We start from the raw sequence: 21,231 nt of genomic DNA on the forward strand, positions 1-21,231 counted from the left end.
CCCTAAATTAGTCTTTTTGATAGTTATCCAACAATTCGTGGTCACTCACATTACAACTATTAAACAGCCATTTCTAGAAAAACCTATTTTTTATAAGTTTTAATTTATCAACTAACTTCACTTTTCTAAGTAACCGTCCATACATTCTATAAGCATCGATATAGTTATCTTCTTTAAACATTACAGATTGTTGTTTTAAAAATTTTTTAGTCCTAAAATATTGATTGACATAAAATATTTCTGTTTTTTGTAAAAAAACGGAATACTTACGTAAACTTGTTATAAGTTTTATTCGCTCGTCTAATGCTGATAAAACATCAAGTTTCTTTCTAGCAATTATAACATTATCACTATTATTCATGATACTACCTACTCGTATACGATAATGATAGAGAGGCTTGTCTATGTATGTTATAGAATTAGCTTTTAAGTATGCTTTATAGTTAAAGAACTCATCCTCATGATACTTATTTAATGCAAATTCTAAATCATTGAATATAGATTTATGGAATAATTTTCCCCATGCAGTAATAAAAATTGAACCATAAGTTTTAATGTCATACATGTTTAGTAGTGCTTCTTCAACTGATATCACTTTGTCTAAATATTCATAATTTCTTATGCTATTATGTCTTTCATAAAATTCTAAATAGCCACCGATAGCTATAGACGAATCATGTTTTTGAATAGCATTATACAAATTCGCTATGTAATCAGAGGAAACTTTATCATCTGAATCAACAAAAGTTAAGTATTTTCCCTTTGAATGATAAATTCCATAGTTTCTAGCTTCTGACAACCCACCATTCGACTTTTCTATATAGATAACTCTACAATCTCTTTCAGAAAATTCTTTGGCAATTGTTGCACAATTATCCGTCGAACCATCATTAATCAATAATATTTCAATATTTCGATATGTTTGAACAATAAGGCTTTCTATACATTCAACTAAATAATCTTCAACATTATAAATAGGTACAATTACACTTATTAAATCCTTTTCAATTTTCTTTATCATGAAGTTATAAATTCTCTTTCCAAATTTCTCCAGCTACTGTTTTTGAAATCTTCTATATGCCATAACATATAGTTTAGGTGAACATTTCATTAAATAAAAGCTTAATAATCCCTTTAATGATAAGTATTTGACCGCTTTATAGAACGGGTATGATTTAATGTCTTTGAAAAAAATCTCTCGTTGTACTTTGATTTTATTGTCAATATTACTACCTAATTCAAACATTTTTCGGAGACACTTTATCTTTTCTCTTAAAAATTTCGCTTCAACATAATTAGCTAATCTGGCAGGAACCAAACTACTTATTTCATTAAAAATTGTTATAAAATCTAATGAGTTTTCGTTGAATTTCTGATTCATTACAGAAGTTTTTACAATTCGATAAGTATATAAGGAAGAAGTCGTATCTACGACTATACGGTGCTCTTGACATAAGAGTTTGCAATTAAAAAGTAAATCCTCACCAATTTTTAAGTTCTCATCAAACCTCAAGTTACCAATTATACTTTTTTTATATAATTTTGTACAAACAATATTTTCCACTCTATTACCTGATAAAAATTCTTTCAAAGAGTTATTATTCTTAAAAACTTTATAAAAGTTTCGTCTTTTCTTCTTTCTATAATCTCTCTCATTCGAAATATCAAAATCTACTTCTGCTATATCAGCATTCTCAGTGATTAAATTTTTTAACATTATTTCAATCATATTCGGTGCTACAAAATCATCACTATCCACAAATGTTATGAATTCTCCTGTGGATTTATCTAGACCTAGGTTCCTTGCCGAAGAGACCCCTCCATTTTTTTTATGAAATACAAGTATGCGATTATCTTCCTGAGATAAATTATCACAAATTTCTCCACTATTATCAGTGGATCCATCATCAATTAGTATAACTTCTATCAATGGATGAGTCTGTTGTAGTACGGATTGCACACATTCTTTAAGGTATGCTTCTGAGTTGTATATAGGTATAATGACTGTTACTTTTTCTTTCATTTTTTAGCCCTTCCCACTATACCAAAAGTTGAGAATAATAATACAATACTCCAATGATTAGGATCTATTTCCTCAAAGAGCGTGTAACATAATAACGTATAAAAAAATAATCTGTAGATTTTATAATTTTTTGAAATCGCTTCTTTATATAAAAGTATAAAGGCAGAAAAATAAAGAACAATTCCTAATAAAGAAGTCCTGTAAAAGACACTAATATAAGTAGAATGCGATCCTAGGAATATTCCTTCACTTGATGGAATCCTTATACCCTGTCCAAATAAAATATTTCCTTTTAGAACTTCAATAATACTTTCTTGATAAACTATCATCCTAGTGATAGTACTTTGGTTTCTGTACATAATTATTTTTTCAATTATTGACCATATGTTATAAGAAAAACAAGCGGTGATAAATAAGAAAGTCATACCAAGTATAAAAGTGTTTTTCTTGGTCAATTTCAAATTAGTTTTAAAAAGGATATAATCTAAAAGAAGCGAAGCTAATAAAACCAACATACAGACCAATAGTATTCTAGCGCCAGAAAAGTATGAACATATAGTCAACAGTAAGGATATTAAAATATTTTCCATATGTTTTTGGGGTTTCAAAAAAAGTATGGGATAAGAAAATAAAATAAACTGACCAATTAGTGTAGCATATTCAAAATATGCCGCAAGTCTTATTCTCATATGTGGAAACCACTCTATTGAAAACAATTCTCTTCCAAATAAAGTTGGCTTCAGCATAGGAAAAAATAAATATAAAACTGTTATAAGAAACAACACAAAATAGTTAACCTTTACCACATTCCTTACAACTGAACTATTAAAATCAGCTTTTCTATAATAATTATAAAAAAATAAAGCATATCCTGTACTAATTAGTTTTAATAGCTCAGCAATAAATCGCTGAAACGTTATATCCTCTTGAGTACCTCTAATGAGTATTGCAAATAAATAAATAAATAACCAAAGCAGAAATAGTATTGAAGAATTGCTTATAGATATTCTAAACTCACTCTTCCAAAGTAATAATAGAACTATAATGGTAATAATTAAAAACTGATACCATTGGTTTGGTACTAAAATAAGTACCCAAAGAGCATAAAATAAAGAATAATCTAAATCTAGATATTTCCTCATATTTCACCTATAATTTTTTCTAATTTATGACAAAACATATCATTATTTCCCTGATATTTTTCTGTAGCTATATTCCTTTTCAACGCTTCCGCAAGTCCATCTACATCTTCAATCCAAGCCAAGGGATACAGGTGGGCAATTTTTTTTAAAAATTGTATTTGATGATCATTGATATGTTCACCAAACTGCTTTCTCCTAGGAACAACAACTGGTAATTTCCCTAAAGAAATAACTGACATAAACGTCGCTGGGCCGCCATGTGTGATAACAATCTCAGCTTCTTTCATGTAAGAGTTCATATCATCATATGAGAGAAATTTTGACCACTGACAATTCTGAGGTTCGAAGTCTGAGTAACCCGTTTGAATGAACACTTCTTGATCAATAGCACCTGTCCCTTTTAATCTATCAACTTCTTTAATAAGACGGTTGAACTGCTGTTCATGTGTCCCCACTGTGACAAAAATCATTAAAAAATTCCTCCTAAATTAATTGCCTTAGGATAAACTTTTTTCATTTCTTCCCACTGAACAATAAATTTATCTGTTACAGGATACACTAATTTTCCTGTCAAAGTTGGTTTATCTATCCTGTCGAAAACCTCTATATAAACGGTCTTACAACCAAATAACTTACCAATATAAAAGAATGGTACTGCTACAGCGGCACCAGATGATATGATAACATCTGGTCTTTCTTTTCTAAGGACCTTAAAAGCTAGAATAGTATTTTTTACCAAGTTTTTGACATTACGGTTTGTTGGAAAGAAGCAATGATATACAATCTCTTCTCTTAGAATACTCCTAGCATCTTCTTTATCAAAGGTTACCCAAAACCTATCTTCTTTTTCCCAAATGGGTTTCAAAAGGTTCAAGTGTGCTAGATGACCACCACTTGAACCAACCAGACAAATTTTCATTATATTCCTTTCAAACCTTACCTTTACTTAGCTCCTGTCCCGAGTAAAACTACCTTTAGTGTTAGGAGAATAATCTTAATATCTGACCAAATAGACCATTCATTGATATATTGAACATCTAACTTTACGATTTCATCAAAATCAGTAATATTATTTCTACCAGATATTTGCCACAAACCAGTGATTCCTGGCTTAAAACTAAGGCGTCGCTTCTGCGTTGAATTATACTTTTCATATTCATCAACTGTGGGAGGGCGTGTTCCTACTAAACTCATATCACCTTTTAAAACATTATAGAATTGAGGCAACTCATCTATGCTTGTTTTTCGAATAAATTTTCCTATTTTAGTAATTCTAGGATCATCTTCTAACTTAAACATTAGCCCTGTCATTTGATTGTGAACTAATAAATCTTTCTTAATTTGTTCTGCATCTACTCGCATTGATCTGAATTTATAGAATCTAAAAATCCTACCATTACGACCTACTCTATTTTGAGAAAAGATAGCCGGTCCACCATCTTTTCTGATTTGCGGAACTAGAAAAATTGCCACAATGCCACATATGAGCAAACCTATAATAGCACCCGTGATATCCAAAAATCGTTTTGCTATAAGGTGACTATATTTATAGAATTTCATAGAATATGTAATAACACTATATCCTTCAAAAGTTTGGATTCGCTTTTCTCCTATATTATCAAAGCTAAGTGCCTCTACATTAACATTGACAATCACTCCCATTGCTTCAATGTCATTAATAATATCTTGTATTTGGTATTTACCAAATAATTCAATGGGTATGTTAATAAAAGCTTGATCAACAGTTAAGCAGGTTAACTCTGAAGTAAGAGCATCTTTGTTTATTATCCTTAACGAGTTATGTTTCAAATCATAACAATCCTTTTCAGAGGAGTCCAAGATACAGACAGCGATATAATTATGGTCGTATTTATTCCTAAAGGCCATTTTTGATAAAGAATCCTTATTCGTTATCAAAACAACTTTGGTATCTCGTGAAAACTTAGCGTAAGAATATTTTCGATAATATTTTAAAAATGAATTCAATAGATATAATAAAATCGAATTCATAGCAATAAAAGTAAAAAAGGAAAGTCGTGTCGTTGTAAAAGAGTTTTTAAAAATAAAAAATAATGAACTTGATATGAAAATATAGTAAAAGCTGTATTTCAATACCATTTTAAACTCTTCAAGATAGCCACGACTCCAAAAATCTCTGTAAAAATCAGAAAGATAAAAAACAATATAATGTATCAATAGAACAAACAATAAATCTTTATTGCTTTTAAAATTGGGAGTAATTAATGTTAATGTCAAACTTGCAGAAAAATAAACTACAACTGTTTGAATCATCGCTATAATAATCTTTTGTATATTTTCTTTTTCTTTCAATACCAGAGTCCCTTACTTCCTTTTTCTATCCCTTTTTCCGTAATTTCCATAATCGCCGTAAGTAGCAACAGATTCATTAACTTTATTAAGAATAATACCTAAGAACTTTGAACCACTTTGTTCCATCTGTTCTTTTGCTTTTTCAACATAATTACGTTTTATTCTGCCTGCTTGGGTTACTAAAATAAAACCATCGCAAGCATTAGCGATTATTGCGGCATCAACAACTAAACCAATAGGTGGAGTATCGATGATAATATAATCAAATATATTTTTAATAGCTTCAATCATCTTATTAAAATAAGCGTTCTGAAGTAATGCTGTTGGATTTGGTGGTACTTTTCCTGAAGGAACGACCATCAGTCTAGGAACATTGGTTTCACAGATAATATCTCCAAGATCTGCATTACCTGATAAATAATTCGTCAAGCCTTTAATAGTTCCAGTTGCTTTAAAGGTTCCAGACATAACAGAGTTCCTAGTATCCGCATCAATTAATAATGTTTTAAATCCTGCTTGAGCTAAAGATAAAGCTAAACTTGTTGAAGTAGTGGATTTTCCTTCCCCTTCCCTAACAGAGGCAATTGCAAGAATTTTATTTTCCTTTCCACTAAACTGTATGTTTGTACGGATCGCATTGAAGTATTCTTCTGTTTTTTTTGCTTGTCTTAACTTGCTATCAACTATTTCTAAACGAGTCATTATATTCTCCTTAAAGTTTATTCAAATCTGGTACTATACCTAAAGAAGTAAGTCCTAAGACCTTTTCAATATCTTCTTCAGTATTAACACGATCATCCAAAATCCCCATAATAACTAAAACAATAGTTGATAATCCTGCACCAACAATAAACCCGATTAGTACATTCTTTTTAATATTAGGAGAAGATGGTGCTTTAGGTAAATTTCCCTTCTCAAGAGTAGTGATATCCTCTACTTGAGTAACTGCCTTGATTTTTGAAACTGCTGCTTCTCTAACTGAATTTGCTAATTTTTGAGACATTTTTGGATTAGCATCTTCGACCGATATTGAAATAACACGTGTATCTTTTAAAATAGAAACTGTTATTTTTTGTAGCAACTGAGACGAAGGATAATTCAATTTTTCAGAAGAAATAACTTTTTCTAGAACGTCAGTAGACGTAATAATCTCCTTATAGTCATTTGCAAGAAAACTCCCCGCTTGTAGATCTTGTGCAGTAATACTATTATTAGGGGTATTAGGGTTAATGACATATATCCTTGTTGAAGAAGTATATTGTGGCGTAACAATAAAAAGACTATAGAAAAGTCCAGCTGTTGCAAACGCAATGGCAACAAATGTGATTAAAAATTTCTTTTTCCACAATTTTTTTAAAAGGTTGAATATATTTATTTCAACTTCTGTATTAGCTATTTTATTCATGAAATCTCCTAAATGTAATGGTTTTTTAATATAGATTGAGCATTTTCAATAAAAAGTTGGTTAGCACGTTCTTTACCGAAATCTCTACAGATAATCTTATAAGCTTCTGCTAAAAATGGCGGTCTAACATCAAGGTTATGCATATCACTCGCTACAAAATGCACTAAATTTTCCTCTAAAAAATAACGGGCTCTTTTCTTAAAGCGTTTATGCTTATCATTAAAAAGTTTTTGTTTCAAAATATGGAAACTATTTATTTGTGTGTAACACCCCATATTAATAATTTCCTTCACCCGTTCTTTTTGATTCTCTAAAGCGTTATACCTCTCTATATGCGCAACGACTGGTGTAATACCAAGCATTAAAACATTTGACAAAGCTGTATGAATATCTTTCCAAGAAGTTTGCATAGAAAATTCAATTAAAGCAAATTTCGTATTGTTTAAAGTTGGAATTTGCTTTAACTTCAGTTTTTCTAACATATCACTTGTATAGTATAATTCTCCACCATATAAGATTTGAAGATGTTCAAATCTTTTTTCCGCTTCGTGTTTAACTATAGAAAAGTTTTTGAAGATAATATCTTCAGGTGTTTCAAACATACCTTTTCTTCTATGTGATGTCGAAACAATTATTCTAACACCTTGTCGATAACTTTCTTCTATTAAAGATAAACTCTCTTCAAGCGTTTTGGGCCCATCATCTACATCAAAAACGATATGAGAATGAATATCAATCATTCTTGTTATTCCTCCATTGTGTTCTTAATTTTTGATTTTGCATTAGATAAGCTAGATTGATCAATTGACATCATATAAAGTTGAGCTCCTGGCATTGCATATGAAGGGAGTTCACCCGTTGAACCATGACCAGTTAATGCTTGTGACTCGACAGTGAAGCGTTGTCCAGTTGACAATTGATTGTTAATCAAATCATTAATATTATCAATAGTCATATTAGTTTGAACGGACGTTTGGAGCTGTGAGGTAATGCTATTTAATTTTGTTACTGACTGACTAGAAGCTAACTTATTTATAATAGCTGCAATCACTTTTTCTTGATTTCTACCTCTATCGTTATCGCCTCCTTGTAGAGAATAACGTTCTCTAACAAAGCCCAAAGCCTGCTCAGAATTCAATGTTACTTGACCAACAGGAAAGTCAAAATTACCATGTTTACTTGTAAAAGCTTGATCGTTATAAACTGTCACTCCTCCCAAGAGGTCTATTAATTTTAAAAATGATGAAAAATTAATTCTAGCATAATAATCAAGGTTGATGTCGTAAAGGTTTTCAAGTGTTTTCATTGATGTCTCAACACCATACAAACCTGCATGGGTTAATTTATCATATTGATTGCCCCCACCATCTGGAATTTTTACATAGGCATCTCGTGGTGTTGTCGTTAACAATACTTTGTGGGTATTGGTATTAACCGTCATAATAATATTTACATCAGATCTTGATACTGTTGATATAGAGCCAAAAGTATCAATACCGCTAATATAGATATTAAATACCCCTTCTTTATGATTAGTATTTTTACGATTAATTTTTTTCTTAATTTTGTAAGTATAAATCGTTTTTATCTGCGATTTAAAATCAGGGGTACTAAGTTCAATTAAGCTAACATAAGCATTATTTAAAACCATAGCTTGACTATCACCATTTTTAATTCTATTGTATGCATCCTGGTAAGAATCTGTTTTTTGTGGTGTAATAGAGATTCCTTTTTCTGATTTTATATGTTCTATCAAATCAGTAATATTTGAAGTATCGTTTTTAACTGGTGCGGCTAATTTGCTGACAGCTTCTATATTGGTTATTTTAGAATCTTTTGGTACAACTACACTCATCTCAATTTCAGAGTATGAAGCAGTTTTATTTAGATTATTTGTCAAATCAATGGTTGACTTAAATCCATATAAAGTAGTAGCAACGAAAATAGAGGATAGTACTAAAATTATAGTTGTAAAAATTCTAGCTTTATTCTTAATACAAAGAAATAAACTTGCTAAAATGATTAAAATAATTACAACTCCATAAATGACGTTCAAGTGTCTAAATGCCAAAAAATGGTGACGATACATAAGAAATAATGAGACTACACTTAACAAAATAAAAATCAACAAAAGAAATAAATTAATCACCCGTAGAGGTGTATGTGAGTGTTTCTTTTGGTGACGGCGCGAATGATTAGACATTGTAATTCTCCAATACTTAAAAAAGCCTTAATTTTACTTGGATATTATATCATTTTTCAATACAATATTCAACGAAAATAATATTGGAATAATCTGATTATATTAGCTAAATAACATTTTCAATTGATCTATATTGATAATTTAGCTGATCTAATTGAATTTATTTACATTCTAGTTTAAACTAGAATTATGAGAATTCAACAATTACAATATGTTATTAAGATTGTAGAAACTGGTAGCATGAATGAAGCCGCTAAACAACTCTACATTACCCAACCTTCACTTTCAAACGCTGTTAGGAACCTTGAGACTGAGATGGGTATCCAAATTTTTATTCGAAATCCAAAAGGAATAACGTTAACAAAAGATGGTATGGAATTTCTGTCATATGCGCGACAAATTCTAGAACAAACAGCACTTCTTGAAGAGCGTTATAAGGGTGATAATACAAGTCGTGAGCTGTTCAGCGTTTCTTCACAACACTATGCATTTGTGGTTAACGCTTTTGTAGCTCTCTTTAATGGCACAGACATGACCCAATACGAACTTTTTTTACGTGAAACTAGGACTTGGGAAATTATTGATGATGTTAAAAATTTCCGTTCAGAGATTGGTGTTCTGTTTCTTAATAGCTATAATAGAGATGTATTAACCAAATTATTCGACGATAATTCCTTAATTGCCACAACTCTTTTTACTACTACACCTCATATTTTCGTGAGCAAATCCAATCCCTTAGCTAATAGAAAAAAATTAAGTATGAAAGATTTAGAAGATTATCCTTATCTGAGTTATGATCAAGGCCTGCATAATTCTTTCTACTTTTCTGAGGAAATGATGTCTCAAATTCCTCACCCAAAATCCATTGTTGTCAGTGATAGAGCAACTCTGTTTAATTTAATGATTGGATTAGATGGTTATACAGTGGCAACTGGTATCCTCAACTCAAAATTGAACGGTGACGAAATTGTCGCAATCCCTCTTGACGTGGATGATGTTATTGATATTGTCTATATCCGACACGACAAAGCAAACCTTTCAAAAATGGGACAAAAATTTATTGACTATTTATTAGAGGAAGTTTCGTTTAATCATAAAAATAAACAGTCCTGAGATTGTTGTACTGACCCCCAAAAGTTGGACAATTTATTTTAAGTGAAGGATTTAGTTCTGTATTGCACAGGACTAAGTCCTTTTAGTTTTGCTTTGATTCGCTTGTTGTTGTAGTAAAAAATGTAATCTGTGATAGCTTGCTCAAGGTCATCAAGTGATTTGTAAGACTTCTCCAAGCCATAGAACATCTCAGACTTTAGAATCCCAAAGAAAGATTCCATCATACCGTTGTCAGGACTGTTCCCCTTCCGTGACATAGAAGGACGAATGCCTTTGTCCTCCAGAAATTGATGGTAGGACTTGTGCTGGTACTGCCAGCCTTGGTCGCTGTGGAGAATGGTTTCGCTGTATGAAGCCGCAGGAAAAGCCCTCTCAAGCATGGTTTGAACCTGTTTCAAGGCAGGAGACCGAGACAGGGTAAAATCAATTATCTCACTGTTATAGCCATCAAGAACAGGCGATAGATAAAGTTTCCCTTCAGGTAAAGCAAACTCCGTCACATCGGTATAGCACTTCTCATAGGGCTTCGACCCCTCAAACTGGCGTTGAATCAGGTTATCAGCCTTCTTACCAACCTCACCTTTGTAAGAGGCATACTTGCGCTTACGACGAATACGAGCAGTCAAGCCCATACTTTTCATCAAGCCTTGAACCCTTTTGTGGTTGATGACAAAGCCACGATTTCGCAGTTCTAAATAAATCCGACGATAGCCATAGTTTCCTCTATGTTCATCATAAATGGATTGAATGTCAGATTTGATTGCTTTGTCTTTATCTGGTTTATTCAGTTTCTTTAGTTGATAATAGTAAGTTGCACGAGCTATCTTAGTTATCTCAAGTAAGAGGTCTAGTCGGAATCCTCCTGTGACCATTTCTCTAATTGTTTCTGCCGTTCGCTCTGTAAGGCTTCGTCCCTCAAGCGCAAATCCCTCAACTTTTTTAGAAAGGCATTCTCCGTTCTCAAGCGCTCATTTTCTTCCTGAAGTCGCTCGAGCTCTGTCATTTCTTCCCAAGTTTTCTTACGCTTACGTCCCATTTTACTCGGTCTCCCTCTTGTTTTCTCAACAATAGTATAACCATTTTTCTTAAATTGGGAAAGCCAATTTGTGAGTATAGAACAATTAGAGAGAGCATAATCAAGAGAAACAGAGAGTTGAGAACAACCATGAATCAAGACTTTATCTATCATTTCCTGCTTTAATTCAGGTGGATAATACTCATTTCTACCTTTTTCGACGATTTCTACACCATACCGATCCATGAGTTTTATCATGTATTTAAGATTCGAGATACGAACATCATATCGTTGACTAATCTGAGACCAGGACATCCCGATCTTTCTTAACTCGTATATTTCTAGTTTATCTTCATAACTTAATTTCATCAGAAAAGCACCCCAATCGTTAGATTTTTTGTCTAACTTTTGGGGTGCAGTTCATGTCTCAGAACTGTTTTTAAATTACTCAAGTATCTTTATAATAAGCTTGTTAACCGTATCGTAGTGAAAATTAACAGTATCATACTCAACACCAATTACCTTTGCCAAGAAGATAATCTGGTCTAAAAATGCTTGAGAAGAAAATTGAGTTGTACGATATAGTTCTTGCTCATCAAAAGGTTTAATCAGGTGAGCCAAAGGATTTCTGACTGATTTTTCGAACTGTCTTAATTGAATGATGGTCGATTTCACTTCTTCATCAAGGTCGGTTAATTGTAAACATTCTGCAAGGCTTTTAGAAGTCAAGCGACTATCGTGCCACCTTTCAGAGAATGCCAAAAGGACTGGATGGTTTGACTCCTTTAATTCTTTAAACTTCCAAGTATCGTAGTGATCATCTCTTGCATTATAGATGTAATCATGCAAGTGAGGTACTTCTTGTGCAAGTAAAATCATAAATAGACGATATAAAATAGGACTAACACTACGGACAAAATCTATGATTAATCCATTTTTTACTTTTGCTTCTAAATCCATGATGTAATTTGCCAGCAACTCTAAATCATACGAGTTATGCAAAAGCTTTATATTGTATTTTTCTTGTAATATAACAACTTGTTCTTGATGAGCAAAAAGAAAATCAATGTTTAACTCTCGACGCTCTTTCATCATTTCTAATAAAAATAATAAATCTGAGTTTAAAGGACCATGTTTTCGTAATAATAAGAAAGCATTATGATAAGAATACTGTTCCACTAATACTTTAAGAGCAGTTGAAAAATCTGTCATTTCTATCCTCATTCAGAAATAAGTGTTTCGAGCCCAACTTTCATCATATCAGTAAATGTTGTTTGACGCTCTTCTGCACTTGTATCTTCTTCTGGATTATTCAAGTTGTCTGAAATCGTCATCATAGCAAGAGCATTAACATTGTGTTGAGCTGCAAGATAGTAGAGAGCTGCTGCTTCCATCTCAATAGCATGAACACCTAGTTTACCCAAAGCCATATTACGATCTGGTTGGTTTGAATAAAACACGTCTGAAGATAATACACTGCCTACATGAGTTGTAATATCCATTTCCTTTGCGATGTGATAAGCTTTATCCAAAAGTTTAAAATCAGCAATTTGCGGAAAATCAAATTCAGGCCAATCATTACGGATAATATTAGAATTTGTTGCTGCTGCTTGTGCCAAAACAAGTTCACGAACATGGATATCAGGATTAATAGCACCTGCTGTTCCTACGCGAATCAATGTTTTAACCCCATAATCAACAATTAGTTCGCGAGCATAAATTGAAATTGAAGGCATACCCATACCAGTTCCCATAATAGAAACACGATGTCCTTTATAGGTACCTGTATAACCAAACATATTGCGAACTGTATTAAAACACACCGCATCTTCTAAAAAATTCTCGGCAATAAATTTCGCACGGAGTGGATCTCCTGGAAGTAAAATTTTATCTGCAATTTCACCTTGTTTTGCTTCAATATGGATTGACATATAAACTCCTCATTTTTCTTATAAAATAATCATAGGCAGTAGCAAAAAGTACTGCTATAGTTAGGGGAACAATAGTTATAACAGATTGACCAGTAAAAGATATGACTAAACCGACAGCTGTCAGTGGCGCTCTCATTGTAATAGCTAAAAAAATAGCTGCACCAACCAACATACTGGTTACTATCGATAGGTGGGGAAGTAAAGGAATAGAAATACTAGCTAACAAAAAACCTAAACAAGCACCAATGGAAAAAGATGGTGTCAGTATACCGCCATAAGCACCAGCGTAAAGAGTGGATAATGTTGCTATCATCTTGAGAACAACTAAAATAGCGATTAAGCTAACTGTGGTCCCTTTAAAGACTTCTTGAACTAGGGCATTACCATTTCCTAAAATCTGGGGATAGATTATTGATAAAACAGATACTATCAATGACACTACTGGCAAACTTAACAATATTTTTATATTTTTAATACGTCTCTCTGTCACTTTTTGATTTAAATATCTAAAGCTAATCGCAATCGGAGTTACACATAAAACGATCAAGAACATAAAAGCTAATGACTGTGAATTCAGACTCATCTTTGAAATATGATAAAGAGGGGCTGTCGAAATAACTAATTGAGCAATACTAGCTGCACCAAAAGTAGAGACTAGCAATGTCACAATATTTTTCAGTGAAATTCCTAAAGCTAAAGTTTCAAAAGCAAAGAATACACTAGCTAAGGGTACTTGATAAACTGCTGACAAACCTGCAGCTGCACCACTAACGATTAATAAACGTTTATCCAGCACTTTAAGTGCTAATAAATCCGATATTTTCCCAGCATTTATGGCTCCAAACTCTCGTGGCGCTCCTTCTTTTCCAATAGGACCACCAGCTCCTACATAAATCAATTGCAAAAATGCGTGACCTATATGTAGCCAGTAAGGTGATTTTTTTACAGAAAAATCCTTAAAAACAACCTGTTGTTTAATACTAGTTATTTGCTTTGGCTTGATTTGTAAGTAATACCAACTAAGGGATGCTAAAAAGGAGACTAAAGTAAGTGATAACACTCTTTTAATTGGTGTGACACTATTTAACAAAGACAGAGTATTTTCTCTACTATCACCAAATGCTAACCACTCTGTAAACATTAATACATAGTGCATTAAGATAGCTCCAACTCCTGCCATAACTGTCATAAATAGAACGGCTATCATAAACTTGACAGCATAGTATAATCGAGAAACCATTTTAAAGTTCAGCAACTAATGATTTAACTAATCCCTTGAAATCTTCTTTAATACGCTGAGTAACTTCAACGACCTCCTCATGATTGAGCTCTGATTGGAAGCCAGCGGCAAAGTTAGTAATTGCTGAAATTCCTAACACTTTAAGCCCTGAGTGAGCTGCAACGATCACCTCTGGAACCGTGGACATACCTACCGCTTGTGCGCCCATTGTTTGGAATGCACGAATTTCTGCAGGTGTTTCATAAGTGGGTCCTGATACACCCAAGTACACACCTTCTTCGAGTTTGATATTCTGTTTTTCAGCAATTTGGTGAGCTTTTTGTCGATATGTTGCTGTATAAGCATCCGACATGTCTGGGAAACGTGGTCCAAATTCTTCAAGGTTCTCACCTATGAGAGGGTTAGTCCCAATCATATTGATGTGGTCTTTGATCAGCATTAAAGTTCCTGGTCCGTATCCAATCCCACCCGCTGCATTAGTCACAAGCACACTGTGGCAAGCCAATGCTCTCATGATACGTACTGGGAAAGTAACGACTTCCATTGTATTTCCTTCATAAAAGTGAAAACGACCTTGAAGCGCTAATACCTTACGGCCTGATAAATCCCCATACACTAATTTTCCAGCATGACCAACTACTGTTGACTGTCCCCAATTTGGGATGTCTGCATAATCCACAACAATGGGATTTTCGATTTCTTCAGCTAATTCTCCTAAACCAGAGCCTAAAATAAGACCAAATTCTGGTGCTGTGACGCCTTTTGCTTGCAAAAAGTCTCTAGTCTCATTAATTTTTTCTAATAATGTCATTTACTTACCTCCTAAACTATTATTCACTATACAATATGCTATAAACTTTGGATAATCTGCCCATCTTCTTTAACAAAATCTTTTTCCATCTTTACAGGTAAAATGGTTAAAATTTCTTCACAGGGTCGGCAGAGTTTTGCACCTTTACTCGTAACAACTATGGGACGATTGATAAGAACAGGATCTTGTATCATCGCATCAATCATTTCTTCATCTGTAACGCTAGAAGATTCCAAATTGAATTTCTCATAAGCAGGAACATCTGTTCTTAGAAGTTCTCTCACAGAAAGTTTCATTTCTAACAACAGTTCAACTAGTGCCATCTTGCTAGGTGGTGTTTTCAGATAATAAATAATTTCTGGTTCAATACCACAATGACGAATAATGGCAAGTACGTTCCTTGATGTCCCACAATTTGGGTTATGGTAAATCCTAACTTTTTCCATCATCTTCCTCTCAATTTTTAATGCTACAAGTGTCTTAAGGAAATAAAAATTTATACCAAGTCCTGCAAGAAGCTCTCTCCAATCATCGCAGTATCAACACCAAAGTTATCCGCAACTGTTGCTGAAATATCTGCGAAATGCCCTACTGGGATAAGGCCGTTTCCTGTGAAAGATGGGCTATAGGCTAAGAGAGGAATGTATTCTCTTGTATGGTCTGTACCTGCATAAGTTGGGTCATTACCATGATCGGCAGTGATCAAAAGTAAGTCTTTGTCACGCATCGCTGAAACGATCTCTGGAAGACGCTCATCAAACTCATGAAGACAATCACGATAACCATGAGGATCACGACGGTGACCATAGAGAGCATCAAAGTCAACCAAATTAGTAAAGGAGAAGCCTTTTTCAAACTCTGATAACCCCATCGTTTTTATCAAAGTATCAATACCATGACTATTTGATTTGTTATGTCCCATATCATGATTAATGCCTGAACCATTGAAAATATCATTGATTTTACCAACAGCATAAGTATCGATGCCAGCTTGATCTAGTTTATTTAATACGGTATCTTCAAATGGTGATACTGCATAGTCGTGACGGTTGGCTGTACGCGTAAAGTTGCCTGGTTCACCCACATATGGACGAGCGATAATACGACCAAGGAGAGCTGGACGCTCCATTGTGATACTACGAGCATATTCACAAATACGGTAGAGTTCTTCTAGAGGGATGATATCCTCATGAGCTGCAATTTGTAGGACTGGATCAGCTGAGGTATAGATGATGAGCTCACCAGTTTCCATTTGGCGTGGTCCGAAGTCATCAATAACAGCTGTCCCTGAATAAGGTTTATTCGCTTCACGAATAACTTTACGTCCTGAAAAATCCTCAATCTTTGTGATAATATCTTCTGGAAAACCATTCCAGAAAGTATCAAATGGCTCTGTAATATTTAAGCCCATGATCTCCCAATGCCCTGTCATTGTATCCTTACCAAGTGATACTTCTTGTAACTTCGTCGCGTAGCCACTTGGATTTTCTTCTGCAGGGACGGTCTTAAGCGCTTGGGGACGAGGAATATTACCAAGTCCGATTTTAGCCATGTTTGGCACCGCAAGTCCAACTGTTTTTGAAATGTGGCCAAGCGTGTCTGAAGCACCATCAGGAACTCCTGCATTGACAAAATCATTGGCATCTGGTGCCGCTCCAATACCCACTGAATCTAAGACAACTAAGTGAATGCGATCAAATTGTGACATTATATCTTCTTTCTAAGGAGGTTACGGTTAGCTCCTAAAACCGATTATTTAAATAATTATTTTTCAAGTATGTCAAGACCATTTTTGCTTGCTACTATAACTTTATTAACCATACCATTAAATAAACCATGTTCAACAACACCAACTGTATGGTCAAGTTCATTCGCTAACTGCTTTGGATCCTCTATTTTTTTCAAATCTAGGTCGATGATGTAGTTCCCCATATCAGTGATAAAGCGGTCACCTTCTGTTTCACGGAAAGAAGGACAATAACCTTTTGATTTAAAAACCCGAAAAAGACGCTCAGAACCATATCTAACAACCTCAACAGGCAATTTAAATGCACCTAACGTTTCAACAAGTTTGCTCTCATCGACAACCCAGATATATTCTTTAGTTGGAGTAGCTACTATTTTTTCCATGAGCAGCGCACCACCGCCCCCCTTGATACCATTAAAATCAGGGTCTACTTCATCTGCTCCATCCACAGTGACATCAATGACATCAATATCATCTGCTGATTTCAACGGAATACCTAATCCTCTTGCCTGCTCAGTCGTACGGTTTGACGTTGTAACGCCTATGACTTGCAATCCCTCTTCTTTGACACGGCGTCCAATTTCTTCAACAAAAAAATATGCTGTAGAACCTGTCCCTAAACCCACAATCATACCGTTTTTAACGTATTTTGCAGCGGTCACTCCAGCAAGTTTTTTTAGTTCGTCCATATTTTCCCCTTTTAAGTTAATGTTATCTAATATTTTTGATAAGTCTATTCAAAACACTATCTCAAGACACATTATACCATTTTTTAAGTGATTTTTGAAAACATTTTCTTTGTTCTTTATGCATTTTAGTTAGTAGTGATAGTCAAATTCTTTATTTTTAATAATCTATTGCTAACGCACTTATATCACCTAAAATAAGTGTTCAAACAAAAAAGATGAGTTTATTAGCTCATCTTTTTATGCATATAAGTTTTTTAGCGTTTGAATATCAACTTCTTGAATGCCATAATGCGAACCTTTTGACTGCATAACGGAATGTTGTTGATCATTATGTCCTAGACCTAAAGCATGTCCTAATTCATGTTCGGCCGTATTAACAATCCTAGTATGGTCATAACCAAACTGTTTATTCCTAAGGTAAAATGTGTTTAATTTAACTGTTACCTTTGAAATACGATTAGTTAAAGCATTTCTCTCGGTTTCAGCTACACCTGCAGCTTGTGTTTTAGCATCTGAGTAATCCTTAGCAATAATATCAGCATTAGGATTATCTGTTGTTTGTAACACAAAAGCACCTGTTGCATTCCAATTGGAGATTGCTTGCTTGTAAGCAGAGGCCAACTCAGAATCTCTAGTTGCTATATAGATAGTTGCCTGATTTTTATCCCATCTAGTATTTTCTGAATGATGAACATTATCCGTAGCTAGATTAGCAAAGGAATTTTTGAGCTGATTAGTGTCAGCAAAATTTAAAAATGTTTTTCCTGTCTGAATAATGTCACTAAGTTGATTAGCAAATTCTGATTGACTGTGATTCGCATAGTAATACAAGCCAAATAAAATAATCGCAATAACAAGAACTGTCTTGAATATTCCCCAAATGATATTCCAAATCAATCTAAAGATAAACTTTGGAATAGCAAATATCATTCTAAATAGTGTTCTCATTTTTTATCTCACCTTCTGTGTCTAATTTCCCAAAACTTAATGATTTAGTATAACAAGACTTTACTTGGATTTCAACGATTTAGCTAATACTAAGAAAGGCGCTCTTCTTTGACATAATCAACAGGGAGCCATTCTAAGACTTTTTCTAATTGTTGATTCCAGTAATACCATTCATGTTTACCATGATCATTGGAATAGTCAATAGTTAAACCTAATTGACGAAGTTCATCAATTGCGACTTCATTAGCTTCAAAAAGAAAATCTTCATAACCACACCATGCATAAAATTTAGTCTTCATATCAAAAGACTCAACGTAACGCCTTAGTGAATGACGCTCTATGTTATCAGTGTTATTCAAATCACCAAAAATTCCCGACCAATAGTTAGTGTTATCGTTGCCATTATTGAATAATAAATCAAAGTCAAAAGAAAGTGCACCTGACAAAGAGGCAGCATGAGAAAAACGATTAGTCAGTAGAGCTATTTTATATGCTCCATATCCCCCCATAGATAATCCGGCAATGAAATTTTTCTCTCTCTTATCAGACATATTAGGAAAGAAACGTTTCAAAACTTTTGGTAACTCAATAGCTATTGCATCAAAATAATCCAACCCATACTTTGTGTTGGTATACCATGCTAAGTCTGTTGATGGCATCACGACGATAAGATTAGTATGACGTAAAAGACGCTCTATATTTGTGCGTTTTTGCCAAGAATTCTCATTTCCCCCCATTCCATGGAGAAGATACAAAACAGGAATGTCACAATCATCAATTTTATCATCAGACATCTCAAAAGCATCTGGGTAAATAACATTGACTTGACGTTCCGTTCCTAGTACCTTAGAGTGATATTCAATATTAAAAAATGCCATAAAAACCTCCATTCTAGCAAGAAAGGTTACCAAAATTTGGTAACCTCTTAACACTATCAACGAACTTCCATAACCACAGGAAGGATTGCTGGGCGACGTTTCGTTTGGTCAAATAAGAACTTGCTGACCTCATCACGCACTTTCCCTTTAAGTTCACCCCAGTCAAATGTATCTTTACTTAAGTAATCTTCTACCGTTGTATTAACTAATTCTGCGCTCTCACGCAAAATATCTCTGCTTTTTTTCACATACACAAAACCACGCGTATTAACACGAGCTTTAGAAATAATTTTCTTTTCTTTTTTGCTGACAGTTATAACAACAATAAAAATTCCATCTTCAGATAATACCTTGCGGTCACGAAGTACAATATTACCAACGTCACCAATAGCATTTCCATCAATCATAACATCTCCAGCAGGAACAGATCCACTATGGAAGAAGCCATCTTTTTCAAGAACCATGATGTCACCACGCTTCACAATATAAATATCATCTGCTGACATTCCTACCTCTTGAGCTAAGCCCGCATGTGCTGACAAATCCCTATACTCTCCTTGAATTGGGAAAAGGTATTTAGGTTTCAATAGATTCATTAATAATTGTAATTCGCGACCATTTGCATGACCTGATACGCGCAAATTCTGTGTTATCAATTTAACTGAGCCACCAGCTTTATAAATCAGATTTTCAACACGCGCTACAACTGCCTCTTTTGCAATACTTGGTGTTGTTACGATAAATACTAAATCACCATCTTTAATTTGAACATAACGATGACGTCCGATCGCCATTTTTTGGAGACCATTTATCGGCTCTCCCATACGTCCAGTTTCAAGGATTAATAATTCGTTATCTTCGTAACGTGTCATATCTTTAGGTTTGATAATCATATTTTCATCAGCAATATGAATGCGTTTCATACGAATGGCCGTACGAACAATATTTTCAATATCAAAACCCGTTAAAACTACTCGACGACCGTTTTCTGCCGCTGCATCAAAGACTTGTTGAATACGAATGAGATTACTTGCAACTGCCGCTACGATGACTCTACCTTCTGCGTCTTCAATAACGCTCTTAATTTCATCACCGACCTCATATTCGCTAGCAACTTGCTCATTGCTTGTAGCATTTGCAGAATCTGATAAAAGTGCTAAAACACCATCACGACCAATTTCAGCTAAACGCGCCAGATCTGTTTGGTAATATTTCCTTGCAGCTTGATCAAATTTAAAGTCACCTGTGTAAACGATATTTCCCTCTTTTGTCCCAATAACAATTCCCATTGACTCTGGAATTGAATGAGTCGTTTTAAAGAACGAAATCACCGCATCTTGAAATTCAATTTCCGTTTCACTATCAATCACATGGAAATTATTGAATTTCTTGACTGCTGTACTATTTTTAACGAATAACTTAGCTAATTCAATTGTGAGAGGTGAACCAAACACAGGTGCTTTGACTTCGGCGATAATATAAGGCAATGCACCAATAGCATCCGCATGTCCATGGGTTAAGAAAATCCCCTGAACACGTTTTTTATTTTCAATTAAGTAATCAAGATTTGGAATAACAACATCAACACCCAGTTGTTCATTTTCAGGATATTTGAGTCCAGCATCCAAAACAAAGATAGAATCATTGACTTCTACTACATATAGGTTTTTTCCGTTTTCACGAACACCTCCAAGAGCAATGATTTTTATGTCGCTCATAATGAGTTTTCTCCTTAAATTTTGTTAATTCTTTTTT

At 33.9% G+C, this 21,231-nt stretch carries 22 protein-coding genes; 1 reads left to right on the top strand and 21 read right to left on the bottom strand.

The features are described 5' to 3' along the window. Nucleotides 1-73: 73 nt before the first annotated feature. Genes A6J68_RS07590 through A6J68_RS07635 form a run of 10 tightly spaced genes read right to left on the bottom strand, consistent with a single transcriptional unit; the run spans nucleotide 74 to nucleotide 9,104 of the window. Complete coding sequence (locus tag A6J68_RS07590; RefSeq protein WP_000591739.1) at nucleotides 74-1,021, bottom strand: glycosyltransferase family 2 protein; 948 nt, start codon at nucleotides 1,019-1,021, stop codon at nucleotides 74-76. Between the two features lie 33 nt (nucleotides 1,022-1,054). Beyond that, nucleotides 1,055-2,023 carry a glycosyltransferase family 2 protein gene (locus A6J68_RS07595; protein WP_000660893.1) on the bottom strand — a complete coding sequence of 323 codons (969 nt, stop codon included), beginning with the start codon at nucleotides 2,021-2,023 and terminating at the stop codon, nucleotides 1,055-1,057. Then, nucleotides 2,020-3,165, bottom strand: coding sequence for a capsule biosynthesis protein CapK (locus A6J68_RS07600; RefSeq protein WP_001233887.1), 1,146 nt, complete (start codon nucleotides 3,163-3,165; stop codon nucleotides 2,020-2,022). Before A6J68_RS07600 ends, A6J68_RS07595 begins: the two co-directional genes overlap by 4 nt. Continuing rightward, the gene (locus A6J68_RS07605; protein ID WP_000578448.1) at nucleotides 3,162-3,635 is read right to left on the bottom strand and encodes a glycosyltransferase; all 474 of its coding nucleotides are present in this window, start codon (nucleotides 3,633-3,635) and stop codon (nucleotides 3,162-3,164) included. Before A6J68_RS07605 ends, A6J68_RS07600 begins: the two co-directional genes overlap by 4 nt. After that, nucleotides 3,635-4,084, bottom strand: a complete 450-nt coding sequence (pssD, locus tag A6J68_RS07610) for a PssD/Cps14F family polysaccharide biosynthesis glycosyltransferase (protein ID WP_000686634.1) — start codon at nucleotides 4,082-4,084, stop codon at nucleotides 3,635-3,637. The genes A6J68_RS07605 and pssD overlap by 1 nt, the downstream gene beginning before the upstream one ends. 23 nt (nucleotides 4,085-4,107) lie before the next feature. Further along, nucleotides 4,108-5,496: a sugar transferase gene (locus A6J68_RS07615; RefSeq protein WP_105253171.1), complete on the bottom strand. Its 1,389-nt coding sequence runs from the start codon at nucleotides 5,494-5,496 to the stop codon at nucleotides 4,108-4,110. 12 nt (nucleotides 5,497-5,508) lie between these two features. Beyond that, nucleotides 5,509-6,198 (bottom strand): tyrosine-protein kinase, encoded by a 690-nt coding sequence (locus A6J68_RS07620; RefSeq protein ID WP_000197398.1) that lies wholly within the window; start codon nucleotides 6,196-6,198, stop codon nucleotides 5,509-5,511. Between the two features lie 10 nt (nucleotides 6,199-6,208). After that, entirely contained in the window at nucleotides 6,209-6,901 is a 693-nt protein-coding gene (locus tag A6J68_RS07625; RefSeq protein WP_001033073.1) for a Wzz/FepE/Etk N-terminal domain-containing protein, read from the bottom strand. An 8-nt stretch (nucleotides 6,902-6,909) separates the two neighbouring features. Continuing rightward, a complete protein-coding gene (gene cps4B / locus A6J68_RS07630; protein ID WP_000565380.1) occupies nucleotides 6,910-7,641 on the bottom strand; it encodes a capsular polysaccharide biosynthesis protein Cps4B in 732 nt (243 codons plus the stop codon). A 5-nt stretch (nucleotides 7,642-7,646) separates the two neighbouring features. Then, complete coding sequence (locus A6J68_RS07635) at nucleotides 7,647-9,104, bottom strand: LCP family protein (protein WP_105253172.1); 1,458 nt, start codon at nucleotides 9,102-9,104, stop codon at nucleotides 7,647-7,649. Nucleotides 9,105-9,293: 189 nt separating this feature from the next. Between A6J68_RS07635 and A6J68_RS07640 the strand changes: the two genes are divergently transcribed. After that, entirely contained in the window at nucleotides 9,294-10,217 is a 924-nt protein-coding gene (locus tag A6J68_RS07640; RefSeq protein ID WP_001222599.1) for a LysR family transcriptional regulator, read from the top strand. A gap of 38 nt (nucleotides 10,218-10,255) precedes the next feature. On the opposite strand, the gene A6J68_RS07645 is transcribed toward A6J68_RS07640, so the two are convergent. The 11 genes from A6J68_RS07645 to A6J68_RS07700 all read right to left on the bottom strand — a co-directional run bounded on the left by A6J68_RS07645 (nucleotide 10,256) and on the right by A6J68_RS07700 (nucleotide 21,194). Further along, nucleotides 10,256-11,601 (bottom strand): IS3-like element IS861 family transposase gene (locus tag A6J68_RS07645; protein WP_370657101.1). Its coding sequence is split into 2 segments (ribosomal slippage): nucleotides 10,256-11,145 and nucleotides 11,145-11,601, totalling 1,347 coding nucleotides; the frame shifts between segments, so codons are not numbered across the junction. 75 nt (nucleotides 11,602-11,676) lie between these two features. Then, the gene (locus A6J68_RS07655; RefSeq protein WP_000129278.1) at nucleotides 11,677-12,444 is read right to left on the bottom strand and encodes a hypothetical protein; all 768 of its coding nucleotides are present in this window, start codon (nucleotides 12,442-12,444) and stop codon (nucleotides 11,677-11,679) included. 8 nt (nucleotides 12,445-12,452) lie between these two features. Further along, entirely contained in the window at nucleotides 12,453-13,163 is a 711-nt protein-coding gene (gene deoD / locus A6J68_RS07660; protein ID WP_000022110.1) for a purine-nucleoside phosphorylase, read from the bottom strand. Continuing rightward, on the bottom strand, nucleotides 13,147-14,403 hold the full coding sequence (locus tag A6J68_RS07665; RefSeq protein ID WP_000254651.1) for a chloride channel protein: 1,257 nt from the start codon (nucleotides 14,401-14,403) through the stop codon (nucleotides 13,147-13,149). The genes deoD and A6J68_RS07665 overlap by 17 nt, the downstream gene beginning before the upstream one ends. Nucleotide 14,404: 1 nt before the next feature. Then, a complete protein-coding gene (locus A6J68_RS07670; protein WP_000173383.1) occupies nucleotides 14,405-15,214 on the bottom strand; it encodes a purine-nucleoside phosphorylase in 810 nt (269 codons plus the stop codon). Nucleotides 15,215-15,252: 38 nt separating this feature from the next. Further along, the gene (gene arsC / locus A6J68_RS07675) at nucleotides 15,253-15,660 is read right to left on the bottom strand and encodes an arsenate reductase (glutaredoxin) (RefSeq protein ID WP_000416957.1); all 408 of its coding nucleotides are present in this window, start codon (nucleotides 15,658-15,660) and stop codon (nucleotides 15,253-15,255) included. Nucleotides 15,661-15,710: 50 nt separating this feature from the next. After that, nucleotides 15,711-16,922, bottom strand: a complete 1,212-nt coding sequence (locus A6J68_RS07680) for a phosphopentomutase (RefSeq protein WP_000077191.1) — start codon at nucleotides 16,920-16,922, stop codon at nucleotides 15,711-15,713. Nucleotides 16,923-16,978: 56 nt separating this feature from the next. Further along, nucleotides 16,979-17,650: a ribose-5-phosphate isomerase RpiA gene (gene rpiA, locus A6J68_RS07685; RefSeq protein ID WP_000343877.1), complete on the bottom strand. Its 672-nt coding sequence runs from the start codon at nucleotides 17,648-17,650 to the stop codon at nucleotides 16,979-16,981. Between the two features lie 237 nt (nucleotides 17,651-17,887). Beyond that, complete coding sequence (locus tag A6J68_RS07690) at nucleotides 17,888-18,598, bottom strand: matrixin family metalloprotease (RefSeq protein ID WP_001259482.1); 711 nt, start codon at nucleotides 18,596-18,598, stop codon at nucleotides 17,888-17,890. An 89-nt stretch (nucleotides 18,599-18,687) separates the two neighbouring features. Then, nucleotides 18,688-19,476 (bottom strand): alpha/beta hydrolase, encoded by a 789-nt coding sequence (locus A6J68_RS07695; RefSeq protein ID WP_000863793.1) that lies wholly within the window; start codon nucleotides 19,474-19,476, stop codon nucleotides 18,688-18,690. A 56-nt stretch (nucleotides 19,477-19,532) separates the two neighbouring features. After that, nucleotides 19,533-21,194: a ribonuclease J gene (locus tag A6J68_RS07700; RefSeq protein ID WP_001280054.1), complete on the bottom strand. Its 1,662-nt coding sequence runs from the start codon at nucleotides 21,192-21,194 to the stop codon at nucleotides 19,533-19,535. Between the last annotated feature and the right edge of the window lie 37 nt (nucleotides 21,195-21,231).

The sequence above is a fragment of the Streptococcus sp. 'group B' genome (genome assembly GCF_002073795.1).
GTDB classification, from domain to species: domain Bacteria; phylum Bacillota; class Bacilli; order Lactobacillales; family Streptococcaceae; genus Streptococcus; species Streptococcus agalactiae.

Excerpts from the sequence above, each read along its gene's own strand:
- A6J68_RS07590 (WP_000591739.1), bottom strand. The coding sequence starts at position 1,021 with ATGATAAAGAAAATTGAAAAGGATTTAATAAGTGTAATTGTACCTATT.
- A6J68_RS07595 (WP_000660893.1), bottom strand. The coding sequence starts at position 2,023 with ATGAAAGAAAAAGTAACAGTCATTATACCTATATACAACTCAGAAGCA.
- A6J68_RS07600 (WP_001233887.1), bottom strand. The coding sequence starts at position 3,165 with ATGAGGAAATATCTAGATTTAGATTATTCTTTATTTTATGCTCTTTGG.
- A6J68_RS07605 (WP_000578448.1), bottom strand. The coding sequence starts at position 3,635 with ATGATTTTTGTCACAGTGGGGACACATGAACAGCAGTTCAACCGTCTT.
- pssD (WP_000686634.1), bottom strand. The coding sequence starts at position 4,084 with ATGAAAATTTGTCTGGTTGGTTCAAGTGGTGGTCATCTAGCACACTTG.
- A6J68_RS07620 (WP_000197398.1), bottom strand. The coding sequence starts at position 6,198 with ATGACTCGTTTAGAAATAGTTGATAGCAAGTTAAGACAAGCAAAAAAA.
- A6J68_RS07625 (WP_001033073.1), bottom strand. The coding sequence starts at position 6,901 with ATGAATAAAATAGCTAATACAGAAGTTGAAATAAATATATTCAACCTT.
- cps4B (WP_000565380.1), bottom strand. The coding sequence starts at position 7,641 with ATGATTGATATTCATTCTCATATCGTTTTTGATGTAGATGATGGGCCC.
- A6J68_RS07635 (WP_105253172.1), bottom strand. The coding sequence starts at position 9,104 with ATGTCTAATCATTCGCGCCGTCACCAAAAGAAACACTCACATACACCT.
- A6J68_RS07640 (WP_001222599.1), top strand. The coding sequence starts at position 9,294 with ATGAGAATTCAACAATTACAATATGTTATTAAGATTGTAGAAACTGGT.
- A6J68_RS07655 (WP_000129278.1), bottom strand. The coding sequence starts at position 12,444 with ATGACAGATTTTTCAACTGCTCTTAAAGTATTAGTGGAACAGTATTCT.
- deoD (WP_000022110.1), bottom strand. The coding sequence starts at position 13,163 with ATGTCAATCCATATTGAAGCAAAACAAGGTGAAATTGCAGATAAAATT.
- A6J68_RS07665 (WP_000254651.1), bottom strand. The coding sequence starts at position 14,403 with ATGGTTTCTCGATTATACTATGCTGTCAAGTTTATGATAGCCGTTCTA.
- A6J68_RS07670 (WP_000173383.1), bottom strand. The coding sequence starts at position 15,214 with ATGACATTATTAGAAAAAATTAATGAGACTAGAGACTTTTTGCAAGCA.
- arsC (WP_000416957.1), bottom strand. The coding sequence starts at position 15,660 with ATGGAAAAAGTTAGGATTTACCATAACCCAAATTGTGGGACATCAAGG.
- A6J68_RS07680 (WP_000077191.1), bottom strand. The coding sequence starts at position 16,922 with ATGTCACAATTTGATCGCATTCACTTAGTTGTCTTAGATTCAGTGGGT.
- rpiA (WP_000343877.1), bottom strand. The coding sequence starts at position 17,650 with ATGGACGAACTAAAAAAACTTGCTGGAGTGACCGCTGCAAAATACGTT.
- A6J68_RS07690 (WP_001259482.1), bottom strand. The coding sequence starts at position 18,598 with ATGAGAACACTATTTAGAATGATATTTGCTATTCCAAAGTTTATCTTT.
- A6J68_RS07695 (WP_000863793.1), bottom strand. The coding sequence starts at position 19,476 with ATGGCATTTTTTAATATTGAATATCACTCTAAGGTACTAGGAACGGAA.
- A6J68_RS07700 (WP_001280054.1), bottom strand. The coding sequence starts at position 21,194 with ATGAGCGACATAAAAATCATTGCTCTTGGAGGTGTTCGTGAAAACGGA.